12 protein-coding genes and 1 pseudogene are annotated in these 12,979 nt (G+C 37.9%); 2 read left to right on the top strand and 11 right to left on the bottom strand.

What is annotated here, in order from left to right:
- Positions 1–76: 76 nt before the first annotated feature.
- From C6Y02_RS17445 to C6Y02_RS17430, 4 genes are all read right to left on the bottom strand, one after another.
- Complete coding sequence (locus C6Y02_RS17445) at positions 77–832, bottom strand: SDR family NAD(P)-dependent oxidoreductase (RefSeq protein WP_106031860.1); 756 nt, start codon at positions 830–832, stop codon at positions 77–79.
- A 43-nt stretch (positions 833–875) separates the two neighbouring features.
- Entirely contained in the window at positions 876–1,844 is a 969-nt protein-coding gene (locus C6Y02_RS17440; protein WP_106031859.1) for an NAD(P)H-dependent flavin oxidoreductase, read from the bottom strand.
- Between the two features lie 39 nt (positions 1,845–1,883).
- Entirely contained in the window at positions 1,884–3,008 is a 1,125-nt protein-coding gene (locus tag C6Y02_RS17435; protein WP_106031858.1) for an NtaA/DmoA family FMN-dependent monooxygenase, read from the bottom strand.
- 291 nt (positions 3,009–3,299) lie between these two features.
- Entirely contained in the window at positions 3,300–4,079 is a 780-nt protein-coding gene (locus C6Y02_RS17430; protein WP_223256613.1) for an MsnO8 family LLM class oxidoreductase, read from the bottom strand.
- A gap of 211 nt (positions 4,080–4,290) precedes the next feature.
- Between C6Y02_RS17430 and C6Y02_RS17425 the strand changes: the two genes are divergently transcribed.
- Positions 4,291–4,659, top strand: coding sequence for a winged helix-turn-helix transcriptional regulator (locus tag C6Y02_RS17425; RefSeq protein ID WP_317615147.1), 369 nt, complete (start codon positions 4,291–4,293; stop codon positions 4,657–4,659).
- A gap of 83 nt (positions 4,660–4,742) precedes the next feature.
- A complete protein-coding gene (locus tag C6Y02_RS17420) occupies positions 4,743–5,159 on the top strand; it encodes a MarR family winged helix-turn-helix transcriptional regulator (RefSeq protein WP_106031857.1) in 417 nt (138 codons plus the stop codon).
- A 727-nt stretch (positions 5,160–5,886) separates the two neighbouring features.
- Here the strand turns inward: C6Y02_RS17420 and C6Y02_RS19820 are convergent.
- The 7 genes and pseudogenes from C6Y02_RS19820 to glmM form a co-directional block, all read right to left on the bottom strand.
- Positions 5,887–6,420, bottom strand: coding sequence for a hypothetical protein (locus C6Y02_RS19820; RefSeq protein ID WP_486187573.1), 534 nt, complete (start codon positions 6,418–6,420; stop codon positions 5,887–5,889).
- Positions 6,421–6,557: 137 nt separating this feature from the next.
- Complete coding sequence (locus C6Y02_RS19815; protein ID WP_486187572.1) at positions 6,558–6,770, bottom strand: hypothetical protein; 213 nt, start codon at positions 6,768–6,770, stop codon at positions 6,558–6,560.
- Positions 6,698–7,258 carry a hypothetical protein gene (locus C6Y02_RS19810; protein ID WP_189318279.1) on the bottom strand — a complete coding sequence of 187 codons (561 nt, stop codon included), beginning with the start codon at positions 7,256–7,258 and terminating at the stop codon, positions 6,698–6,700. The genes C6Y02_RS19815 and C6Y02_RS19810 overlap by 73 nt, the downstream gene beginning before the upstream one ends.
- A pseudogene (locus C6Y02_RS17410) lies at positions 7,242–8,825 on the bottom strand (Mu transposase C-terminal domain-containing protein); the annotation flags it as partial. The gene C6Y02_RS19810 and the pseudogene C6Y02_RS17410, both read right to left, overlap by 17 nt.
- An 85-nt stretch (positions 8,826–8,910) precedes the next feature.
- Positions 8,911–9,198 carry a hypothetical protein gene (locus tag C6Y02_RS17405; RefSeq protein ID WP_106031856.1) on the bottom strand — a complete coding sequence of 96 codons (288 nt, stop codon included), beginning with the start codon at positions 9,196–9,198 and terminating at the stop codon, positions 8,911–8,913.
- A 61-nt stretch (positions 9,199–9,259) separates the two neighbouring features.
- Positions 9,260–11,062, bottom strand: a complete 1,803-nt coding sequence (gene glmS, locus C6Y02_RS17400) for a glutamine--fructose-6-phosphate transaminase (isomerizing) (protein WP_106031855.1) — start codon at positions 11,060–11,062, stop codon at positions 9,260–9,262.
- Between the two features lie 570 nt (positions 11,063–11,632).
- On the bottom strand, positions 11,633–12,979 hold the full coding sequence (glmM, locus tag C6Y02_RS17395) for a phosphoglucosamine mutase (protein ID WP_034664420.1): 1,347 nt from the start codon (positions 12,977–12,979) through the stop codon (positions 11,633–11,635).

The raw sequence follows: 12,979 nt of genomic DNA, 5'->3' as shown, positions 1-12,979 counted from the left end.
ATCTTCTTGATATGTCTAATTTTAACTTGGTAATAAAGTTTCACCACTTAATGGTGATTTCATTTATTTAGTGCTGTTACTTAACAGATAAACCGCCATCAACTATGTGATCAGCACCTGTTATATAAGAAGCATCGTCACTTGCTAAAAACAATGCCACATTAGCTATTTCTTCGGAAATCCCTAATCTTTTTATTGGAATTTCTTGCGCTCTTTCTTCAATTTGTTTTTCACTCAAAGTATTTGAAACAATATTAGTTAGTATCGGTCCTGGTTGAATTAAATTAATTCGAATTTGATCAGGAGCAAATTCTACTGCAGCTGCACGAGTTAAAGCTTTAATGGCTCCTTTACTTGCTGTATAAGCATTGAAGCCACCAGCTGAATGGCGCTCGCTTGCCATTGAACCAATATTGACAATTGAACCACCCTTGTTTTCTTTCATATGAGGTACAATTGTTTTAATTCCTACAAACTGACTCCATGCATTGATATTTTGTGCTAAATTCCAATATTCAACTGTAGTTTCATTAAAAGGCTTAATAGCTGCAATTCCTGCATTATTAACTAAAATATCAACTTTCCCATAAAGTTCGATGCTTGTCTTTACAACCTTTGCCCATTCCTCCTCCGATGACACGTCTTGCTTCAAAGCAGTAGCACTTTCAGGGAATTTCTCATTTATACGATCCACAACAGCTTGTACACTTTCATACTGAATGTCCGTTGCAATAACCTTTGCTCCTTCTTTAGCAAATAAATATGCTTCTGCCTCCCCTTGACCGGCACCAGCCCCTGTAATAATTGCTACTTTATTATCTAATCTTCCCATTTCCCTTTTCCTCCTAAATTCCAATAAAATTTTATTAAAAACTTCATCCTATTGATTGAACGATTTCTTCTATTACTTCTTGGCATGATAGAATTTGCTTAATACCTCCAGCCGACTCAGATACACTTACGGTACCATTTACAAGGTCTCCGTCTAGCATCCCTATTTTGAATCCTTCTCCATAATATTTATATGCTTCCTGAGGTTTGCCTTGATTGATTAATTCTAGAGCCTTTTTACCAGCTTCTGTCGGTATCGTTCTCAAATGTCCCGTACCTGATTTAAATTCAATAAACTCCTCGCTCTTTACATTAACAATTGCCTTTTTTGTTTCTATACTTGCCGGATTTTCGATAGTCGCAATAAATCTAGTACCCATGTATACACCTTCTGCTCCCATGGAAAAAGCAGCTTTCGCTCCACGACCATCTATGATCCCTCCAGCAGCAATTACGGGGATTTTTACAAGTGATGTTACTTGTGGTACAAGGGAAAGAGTACTAATTTTAAAATCACTCATATGGCCACCAGCTTCATAACCCGTAACAATAAGTGCATCTACACCTGTTTTTTCAGCTTCTACAAGTCTTTCTACAGTAGGACTTAAATCTCTGTAAATGACATTGATGTTATGTTCTTTAAGTCGTTTCAATTCACGTTCTACGACCCCATGTCCAATTGCTATAACATTCTTTACATTCTCTTTAACCAATACTTCAAAAACAGCATTAGTAAATGGGTCTTCTGAATCACCACCCATTGGAAAAATATAATTTACTGCAAATGGTTTGTTCGTTAATTCTCTCACTTTACGAATTTCTTTTGTTAATCGGTCTGCCATATCTTCTGCGCTACTCGCTTTTTCTTTTTGACCTGCATTTGGCCCCAATACACCCATCCCACCTGCATTGGATACTGCTGCAACAAACTCTGCTGATGTCACCCATGTCATTGCAGCTGAAATAACGGGATATTTTATACCTAGTAGATTTGTAATTCGGTTACTTTTCATGTTGTTAACTTCTCCTTCTGTTGTCTGGTTTAATTTTTGTTATTCTTTATACATAATCTCAGGGTAAGGTAGCTCTAAATTCCCTCGAAGTGTATTAGCCTCATATTCCTTTTTGAATATGCCTTTTTCTTGTAATATTGGGACAACTAACTTAATAAAGTCCTCAAACCCCGCTGGGTAATCTTGTCTAATTAGTAAGATATCCATTACCCCTTCTCTATACCAATGTTCTATTTTCTCTGCCACATTCTCCGCCGATCCCATCAATTGAGGCCTTGGTAGTCTATGACCAATAGGCATTAATGACTCTATTTCTCTCAATTTTGCTAGTGCTTCTTTTTCTGTTTTACCAACTATTGGGCTATGAGAAGGCATTATTAGTAGGTCCTTTGGTGAACGCCCTTGATTTTCCACTCTTCTTTTCAGCTCAGCAGTAAATCCCTTTAAATAATCAAAATTATCTCCAGGCATCATGATGACTTCAGCATGCTTAGCAGCTACATCCATAAAAGCTGAGGATGTACCAGCTTGAGAGATTACTGGTCTGCCTTGTCTAGAACGACTAATATCTAAAGGTCCATCTACTGAAAAGTAATTACCTGTATAATTTAATGAATGCATTTTACTTGGGTCATAAAATACTCCACTTTTTTTATCACGTATAAATGCATCATCTTCATACGAATTCCAAAGACCTTCCACAATTTCTAAAAATTCTTCTTTTAGTGGATAAAGGTCTGATTTTCTTAAATGAGTACGGCTATAATTTGCTAAACCTCCAGGATTAGAAGTGATAGCATTCCATCCTGCTCGACCGTTACTAATCTTATCTAGCGAAGCTATCTGTCTAGCTACTGTAAATGGATCAGCATATGAAGTAGCTATTGTAGCAGTTAATCCTATAGAGTGCGTTACCATACTCAATGCAGACAAAATAGATATCCCTTCAAACATGCTAAGATAATGTGGTATCATGCCAGGTCCAATATGACTGACGTCAGCTAAAAAAATCGTATCAAATTTCGCATTCTCAAGTTGAAGGGCTTTTTCAACATAGTAATTAATATTCTCACTGGCATTTGCAGGTATATCAGGATGTCGCCAACCAAAGTAGCTCCAACCAACGCCATCGATGATGCCCCCAAGTTTAAGTTTTCTTTCCATTACTATTGAATTCTCCTTCTTCCTTACCGAGTTCATTAATTTTTTTTACATTAATCCTAGTTCTTTTGCCAATAATTCATGACCTCTTTTTCGACTTTCTTGGTCAGGATAGAAATCAGCAATCATAATTTCATTTACTAAACATACCTTAGCAGTCTTAGTAAGTTGGTCAGCAACGTTTGCTACACTACCAATAATAAAGTGTTTTTTATTTCTTTCCTTGGCTCTTTCTTCTTCCAGTGTATAGTTGTGATTTTTGGCTTCTTCCGGAGTAGGAAATGTAAAATTTTTCTAACCTGTACTCATCCGCGCCCAAAGTAATTCTACCGGTCCAGCAATATACTTAGCCTCTTCTTCCGTTTCGGCTGTGATAACAATAGTCGCCAACATACTTTTCGGTTCACTTAAATAAGACGAAGGTTTAAAACTAGTATTGTAAGTTCTAAACATCGGAACAGCTAATTGTGGTGCCAGATGTCCAGCAAATACAAATCCTAAGCCTTTTTCGAGTGCAAACTGTAATCCATCTTCGCTAGAACCCAACATATACATATCAGGTACCATCGTTTTGTCCCCAGGGGGATTTATCTTACTAAAAGGATGAGTAATTTTGAAGTTACGGTCAAAAAAGGAAAGCAAGTTTTCTAACTGCTCGGGAAAATCATTTACTGTTAATAATTCTTTGGACCTCAGCAAAGCCCACATAGTCCAGCTATCAGTTCCAGAGGCTCTTCCTATACCAAGATCAATGCGACCTGGATATAATCCTTCTAAAAGTGTGAAATTCTCCACCACTTTCAAAGGACTGTGATTTGGTAACATTACCCCACCAGAACCTACACGAATGTTTTTGGTATGTGCAGCTGCATGCATACTTAACATATCAGGTGAGGTACTCATCATAGTAGGTGTATTGTGGTGCTCAGTGAACCAATACCTGGTGAACCCTAAACGGTCCGCTAATTGAACCATTTCCGTTGTATTTTGTAGACTTTCTCTAGCATTACTTTCTTTATAAATATGAACAAAGTCTAAAATCGATAATTTTAGTCCTGAATTTCCTATATCCACTAATCTAAACCTCCTTTCTATGTTACAATTAGTTAGCCTACTAACTATAAAATCAAAAAAAGAAATAAGATGTTAATCTTTCGTAATTAACTAATACTTATTTGCTTTGGTTTATATAGACAATCATAAAGTCATTATGAGTAGTTGAAAAGAGGGCAATATAAATGGATATAGTACATATTTTTGTACTTTTGCATAGGAGTGAAATAAATTGAAGGTGTGTAAAGATGGTTTTCAAAGAAGGTTTATAGACGAAAAAGAAGATATGTACGCGATAGCATTTACTCAGAATATTTTATCTGGACGATGGAAGTATTTTATACTTTGGTACTTAAAAGGAACTACACGCCGTTATTCCGACATCAAGAATTTTCTAGGAGACCTATCACAAGGTTCCCTCACTAAGCAACTAAGAGAATTAGAAAACGATGGTGTCATTACACGTGAAGTCTTTCCTGTAGTTCCTCCTAAAGTAGAGTATTCACTTACAGAAAAAGGCATGAAATTAATTCCTGTTCTAGACATGATGGAGGCTTTTGGTAAAGAGTATGGTGAACAGGCAAAAAGTACAGACGATTAATTGGGTTTTGACCCCTAAATTGACTTAATATACACTCCAATTTATAGTTAGGTCATTAATAATTTTAGACGGGGAGTTTTTATATGTTAAATGATGAAATAAGAGAGCTTTTAGACAAAATTTCGTCACAGACAAGAAGAAAATACAATCATTTACTACATGATCTTAACTTGCATGTTGGACAAGATAACCTTTTATGTAAACTATGGAGAGAAGATGGCTTAACTCAAATTGAACTTTGTAACAAATTAAATTGTGAGGCTCCCACAGTTACTAATATGGTTAAAGCTCTTGAGAAGAAAGGTCTAATTATTCGAAGAAAAGATTGCACCGACAAAAGAATTACCAGGATATTCCTTACCGACACCGGCAGAAACCTTGAAGCCCCTGTTAATGAAAAATGGAGAAAACAACAAGATAGGCTATTAACAGATATTACTTTGGATGAGAGAATGCTTTTAAGAAGGTTGCTAAAGCAAATGGAGGCAAATCTTTTCTAATCAAAGTTTCATACTTCTAATTGTTTCCCTCATCATCTTACTCACTAATCCAACTCAAATGTAAAAAGGCAATACCTTATATGGTATTGCCTTTTTAAATAATCTATATTATCTTCTACTATTCTCAGTATCTTTGCTACTACTATTTATTGTAGTATAATCATTTCACAAAACATTAGATAATTTACTAAATAGTCTAAATTAGCGGACGGCAATCTTCTTGTCTCAAACTAACTCTTTAACAAAAAGATGAGTCTAACAATGGTTAAACCTCCTCTTTGTCAGCAATCATTTACATTAATAATTTGTAATACTGTAAATGTGCCATTCTTCTCCTTTACACGAGCTGTTATTGTAATTGGTTTGATGAAGTTCCATCCGAATTTCAAAACCTTTTCCTGCAACCAGCTAAATGTGAATATACCAATTCATCTGGATATGGATTTGTAAAAAAGGGTAGCATCTAAAATTCTCCTAGTTTTAATCGACTTACCTCTACATGTCGATCAAATTAGGTTTTTAGACACCTCATGACTTAACTTCTAATTTATTTATAGAATTCTTGAAGTGGATTTTTAATAAATCCTTTTGATTTCAACAATTCGTAAGGGTGTTGCTTTTTCAATTGCGGCTGTTCTTAGTGTGAGCAACGGCAATAACTCTCCATTTTGCTTTGAGGGTTCTTTTTGCTTTTTCTTTTGTTGATTTACGGCAATAGCTTGTTGAATTAATCTGTTTTTAATACATTTATATCTGTATCAATTGGGTTATTCTCAACAATTTTAATAATAATTCGCTTAATATCATTCATTTCAAGATTATCAAAAATACCTAATGAAGCTACCTCCACAGTTAAACCTTCTATCGTATCCTGTCGCTTATATCCCAGAGTATTTTGTCGTTCTTTCATCGCCTCTTTGATTTTACCTTCATACTCTGTATTTTGCTTATGGTCGTACTTATACATCGCATTTAAATCGTTTTTACGTATTGCATTGAGCATTGGTTGAAGAATTTTCATATCCTCTTTAGCTGTCTTCTTCAAAACGCGTGGAGTAAGTCTTTCTTCCTCATTTGAGTCATCAAACAAAGCTCGTTCCTGAGATAATATGAACATGTTCACAGCAACTGAAGTTATCCCCTGACATTCCTCATAAAAGGTCTTTTTAACATCTTCAGTAAGTTCAGAACGTGTTTTAAGACATTGTAATTCCCATAAAGTTTCTAAGAAGAACTCCCACTCCTCACTGTCTGCAGCCAACCGCTCCCAAATAATCGCTCCTTCACTCGCTGCACGACGAGCTTGTCGGAAGTTCCCTTTAAATAGTTACTGTGCCTTTGAAGTACCAATTAATACTGTAGGAATACCAACCGTGTTTGATAGAGTTACAAAGAAGTTTAGCATTTCCTCTTGGTCATTTTAGAATGTAGTAGGTGCTGGATTTCATCGATGACTAGCACACCAATACCATACATACTAGCTAAAGAGGTCATATGCAAAAGCGTTGATAAGCTGCCATCATACGGGCAATCTATTTTCAACCAAACAATTTGTGTACGATTAAAAGGATGCCCTTCATATGTTTCATGTTTAATGAATTGAGGGTACATAAGCAACAATCGCTCAATTGCTGTTGTTTTACCAATACCAGAGATACCAATAAAATCGATAAACTATCTGCTGTAGAACGAAGATAATTCAAGCGCTCATCAATGTATTTATGAGATTCTTCCTCATCTTCACGCAATTGGTGTAATACACGAATCCGTTCTAAAAATGTTTTATCCAAAGGATTTCGAGCTAAATATCCTCTACGAATGAGCGTAGAAAGTCTTCGTTCTACTTCAAAATGGATGGGTAAGGGCTGAATAAAGTTTTTCACACGTTTTAGCACATGATATCGGATATTCGTTTCACTTTGCTTTTCCTGCTGAGTAATTCTTGGTGTTACCATAAATCGCTCTAGCACATTGTCTTCACTGAAAATAGGGGGAAGAGCTTCGATGAATGGATTTTTACTGTACTCTGATAAAGCTTGTTCCTTGTACATAGCTTCCTCAAAATCTCCTTTAAGAACAAGGCTATTCGTCTTTTCCAAACGTCTCATCTCTCTTCCTTTTTAGTTTTTCCATTAGACGTGAACTAGATGTTTCAGATTTGTCATCTTGCACTTTTTCTTTTGTTACAAAATCAATAACATCTGCTTGTTCACTGACTACAGCTGGTGATAGATCAAACTTTTCCTCTTCTCGATTCAACTGTTTTTCCGTAAGTTTATTATCTCTTATAGATGCAATCTTTTCTTTCTTACTTGTAGGTTGATTAAAGGACTGCTTTTTCTTCTTCTCTGCCTTTTTTATAATTTCATCCATCATTACATCAGTATTAATTGTTAACTGTACTTGATTAGAATGTTCAACCTCTTCTAACTCACTATGTAAATGTTGCTGAAAAACAATTTCCTCCAAAAAGTCGTTTCTGTACTGTTGGCTTGGTTCGAGTAATATACACGCCTCATATTCCATGCCATTATCATGAGGTATATATATCTTTTCGATATTACGAGGGTCATAAACAATTTCAAGACTGCAATTTTTTAGCTTCAAGTACCACTGTTCTTCAATTGCTTGCCGTGAACCATATAACAAGTTTTTAAACTTAATACCTGCTCTAGAGATTGTTGCCTTCCCACGTGGTAACACATTTAAGCGTAGAATATTACGATCAACTGTTCTTAAACGCCCTTTACGATTTTGAATGCCCCAGTTCCATAAATTTACCGGTGTTGGCACTATATCGTCTGTATTCATTTCCTTTTCCATTGGATATTTATCAATGATTTTAAGATTATGGTAAAGTACTAGAGTAATAATTAATGTTGTAAATTCTTTAAGATTCAACGTAGCGTCTAAACGATAAACTTGGTCACCGCGTTCACGATACTCCTTTTGGATGGCTCCAGGAGCCTTCTGCTTTACTTTGCCGTTAAACGTACGAAATTTACGTTCAACAATTCCTTTTAAATCTCCTCGGTAAGCAGTGGTATTTTCAATTTTAATATTTAAGTTATTAATTAAATTTTCTACGGAATAACCTTCAAACTCTCCTCGGTCTGCAATAATAATTTCAGGTAGATGTTTTGTTGGCCATTGTTCCTCTATAATCTCGATTTCATATTGTTTACAAAACTCCACCTTGTCAGCTACCATATTATCTAAAGCCATCATCGCTCCAACCCATGAAGGCCCTTCTAATCCAACATGTAGTCCTGTGATAATTCTGGAATACACATCAATAACAGTATATATAACAGGACGACCAATGACTTTATTTACATCAAACGAGCTTATTGAATAGATATCTGCAATTGTAGCATCAATTTGAAAACGAGTACCTGGACCATTTGTTTCCGACTTTGAATCACTTAAAATAGGACGATGCTTTAGTTCGTATTCTTTAGTACTTTTACGGAACTGAATATCTTTCTTTGGATCTTCTATTTTCTTAAACTAAAAATAAAACTGGTTGTAAGACGGAATTCGGTTAGCTCCCCATACCCTGTATTTCATTTCACCATTTTCTTTATATCGGTCTGAATAAAAATCACGCAATATGAAATGATAAACATCCTTTAACGAGTAGTTGTTCGTCTTTCGGTAATATTTTTTTTTACTTTAGTTGGTGTTACATTAAGCTCTTCAGCAATTTCTTTAATCTTGATTATATCCAAAGGGGTAAAACGGTACGACTTTATTTAAAATCTACACCTATTCCCTTTTTATTACCTGCATCATTTTTGAAAGATCTATATTTAAGAAATTGAACGAAACAGAATCCTAGAAATACACAAATCGGTCCTTCGACGGTAGCAGGACCACCAATCAACAAATAAGAGCTTAGCAATAATGTGATATAAACAATTAAGAAAAAAATAATTGCCCATTTTTCCTTTTTAAAATATTTGCTCATAACTCCGCTCCCTTGAAAATGTACAATCTTATCGAATCTATCTTTCATTTTGATTAGCTCTTTAGACACAAAAATACCCCTTTAGAAAATGATATCTAAAGGGGTATCAAAAATCCAATTTAATTTAACCCTACTCCACCGTCACACTCTTCGCAAGGTTACGTGGTTTATCCACATCACACCCGCGGTGAAGTGCTGCGTAGTAAGCGATCAGCTGTAATGGGACAACAGATGCAAGTGGTGCAAGTGCTGGGTGTACAGCTGGAAGGACGAATCGGTCGCCTTCGTCTTCTAGGCCTTTTAGTGAGATGACACATGGGTTTGCTCCGCGTGCAACGACTTCTTTGACGTTACCGCGAATGCTGAGGTTCACGTGCTCTTGCGTTGCAAGGGCAATGACCGGTGTGCCTTCTTCAATTAAAGCAATCGTGCCGTGTTTGAGTTCTCCGCCAGCAAATCCTTCTGCTTGGATGTAAGAGATCTCTTTTAGTTTCAGTGAACCTTCAAGGCACACATAGTAGTCAAGTCCTCTTCCGATAAAGAATGCGTTACGTGTCACTGTGAAGAAGTCACGAGCGATTTGTTCCATTTCATCCTTTTGATCCACAAGGGCTTCCATTGCATTTGCTACAATCCCAAGTTCTTTCACAAGATCAAAGTCAAGAGATTGACCATTTAATTCGGCTGCAACTGATGCAAGTATCGCAAGAACAGCAATTTGTGCTGTGTAAGCTTTTGTTGAAGCCACTGCAATTTCTGGTCCTGCATGAAGAAGCAATGTGAAGTCTGCTTCACGAGAAAGCGTTGAACCTGGTACGTTTGTGATCGTTAATGCTTTATGACCAAGCTCTTTGACTTGAACGAGTACAGCACGGCTGTCCGCAGTCTCCCCAGATTGAGAAAGGAAGATGAACAACGGCTTTTTCGATAGAAGCGGCATGTTGTAAGAGAATTCACTTGCTACATGGACTTCTACAGGTACTTTCGCCCAGTCTTCAATATATTGTTTACCGACAAGTCCAGCATGGTAGCTCGTTCCACAAGCCACGATGTAAATGCGGTCTGCTTCTGCTACTGCGCTTGCGATATCGCCAGCGACTGACAGCTTGCCGTTTTCGTCTTGATATTCTTGGATGATTTTGCGCATGACAAGCGGCTGCTCATCCGTTTCTTTTAACATGTAGTGAGGATATGTGCCTTTCTCAATGTCGCTTGCATCTAGCTCAGCGATATAAGAAGGACGTGTCATGATATCACCGTCAAGGTTTTTGATGATCACCTCGTCTTTTGTGACAATGACCATTTCTTTATCCATTAATTCCGCATATTCGTTTGTTACTTGAAGCATTGCCATTGCGTCAGAAGCTACAACGTTGAAATCTTCTCCGAAACCAACCAATAATGGGCTTTTGTTTTTCGCCACATAGATTGTTTCTTTGTTTTCGTTATCGAAAAGGGCAATTGCGTAAGAGCCTTTTAATTGAAGAAGCGTTTGACGGAAAGCTTCCTCTATATCAAGACCTCTGCTTACAAATTGTTCGATGACTTGAACAACAACCTCTGTATCTGTGTCGCTTTTTAGTGTGACGTCTTGTAAATATTCGCGTGTCAATTGTACATAGTTCTCGATGACACCGTTATGAACAAGCGTAAAACGGCCAGAAGCACTTTGATGCGGATGCGCATTTAGATGGCTTGGTACACCGTGTGTTGCCCAGCGTGTATGTCCGATTCCTGCTGAAGATGCTACGTTTGCATCAACAACTTCACGAAGCTCAGCAATACGTCCTTTTTCTTTGAACACATGCACGCCTTCTTCGTTTGCCACAGCGATACCTGCTGAGTCATACCCGCGGTACTCAAGCTTCTCTAAACCCTTTAATAAGATTTCCTTCGCATCATTCTGACCAATATAACCTACGATTCCACACATAAATATTCTTCCTCCCGTTCATGTGAAAGGGACAAAGAAAGCCTACTAAAATAGAAGGGACATTTCTTCGTCCCTCTCTACATGTTTAATTTGGGAGATCATGTGTATTCCCTTTGTACAAAGAGTCACCTCTTTGCTTTAAAGAAACACTTACGGCTGTGATCTCTTTTTTGATCAGCCGGGAGGCATCCGCCGAAAATTCGATAACCTCCATCCTCGTCAACTAAGCATCTTTCGTCCGATCGCTTAGTTCGGGCGCTATAATTATAAGAGAGTTGCTGAACATCTACCCTGCCTTTCCTGATAGAATAAAAATCCAGTAACACAAGGATGATTGTACTATAAGGTCTGACCTCCGTCAATCACAATTTAGCGGGTGATCCCGCTCAAGAAAGTGAGACCTCCATTCACTATATGCGATGAGGCTTGTCATGTTCTACCTTTGATGTGCTCTCCTATGTATGAAGGCAGCAAATTGCCCTCGCTTATAAGATTCGTACAAATCCATCCATTTATGACGTTTATTCGAAAAAAAAAAGCAAACCGCCGCTGGCGATTTGCTTTCATCTATTACTCGATACCCATTTCCTCTTTCACAACAGCGGTAATTCGAGTCACATATTCATCACACAGCTCTTTTGTTTTCGCCTCTGCCATCACGCGTACAAGCGGCTCTGTTCCAGATGGACGAACAAGAATACGGCCATCACCGTTCATCTCTTTTTCGACCTCTTGAATCACTGCTTTTACTTTTTCATTTTCTTCCACTTTATATTTATCAGACACTTTCACATTTACTAGAAGCTGCGGGAATTTTTCCATTTCAGCTGCAAGCTCTGACAATGTTTTTCCTGTTGCTTTGAGTGTATTGACAAGCATGATTGCAGAAAGCATGCCATCGCCTGTCGTATTGTAATCAAGGAAAATCAAGTGGCCTGATTGCTCACCGCCGACATTATAGCCATCCTTTTTCATCGCTTCGACCACATACCGGTCACCAACAGCGGTTTGGATGCTCTTAATGCCTTGTTTCTCCAGCGCTTTATAGAAACCTAAGTTACTCATGACCGTGGACACGACGGTATCATCCTTTAATCGGCCTTCGCCCTTCAAATAACGTGCACATATGTACATAATTTGATCGCCGTCTACAATATCACCTTTTTCATCGACAGCAATTAAACGGTCACCGTCACCATCAAACGCAAGACCAATATCTGCACCCTTCTCCTTCACAAAAGCAGAAAGTGCCTCTGGATGAGTTGAGCCGACACCATCATTGATATTCAATCCGTTTGGTGATGTTCCCATTGTAGACACATCAGCATCTAAATCCGCAAATAAATGTGTCGCTAGAGAAGAGGTTGCACCGTGAGCACAGTCAAGCGCCACGTGAATACCTGTGAAATCCTCGTCCGCTGTCTGCTTCAAGAATTGCAAGTATTTCTGACCACCTTCAAAGTAGTCATTCATCGTTCCAAGATCCGCTCCAACTGGGCGTGGCAATTGATCGACCGGCTGATCCATCAGCTGCTCAATTTCATTCTCCTGTTCATCAGACAGCTTAAAGCCGTCACCGCCGAAGAATTTAATTCCGTTGTCTTGAACTGGGTTGTGAGAAGCAGAAATCATGACACCCGCTTCTGCGTCCATTGCCTTCGTTAAATAAGACACACCAGGTGTTGAGATTACACCTAGACGCATCACTTCAGCGCCAATTGAAAGTAAGCCTGCAACGAGCGCTCCTTCTAGCATATGACCGGATACACGTGTGTCTCGTCCAACGAGTACCTTTGGACGTTCTTTATCCTTCGTGAGCACATAGCCGCCAAATCTCCCAATTTTAAATGCGAGCTCTGGCGTTAATTCGCTATTCGCCACACCCCTTACACCATCAGTTCCAAAGTACTTGCCCAT

The sequence above is a fragment of the Bacillus sp. NMCC4 genome (genome assembly GCF_002998555.1).
Classification (GTDB): domain Bacteria; phylum Bacillota; class Bacilli; order Bacillales; family Bacillaceae; genus Bacillus.
This window is presented reverse-complemented; position numbering and strand designations above follow the sequence as displayed.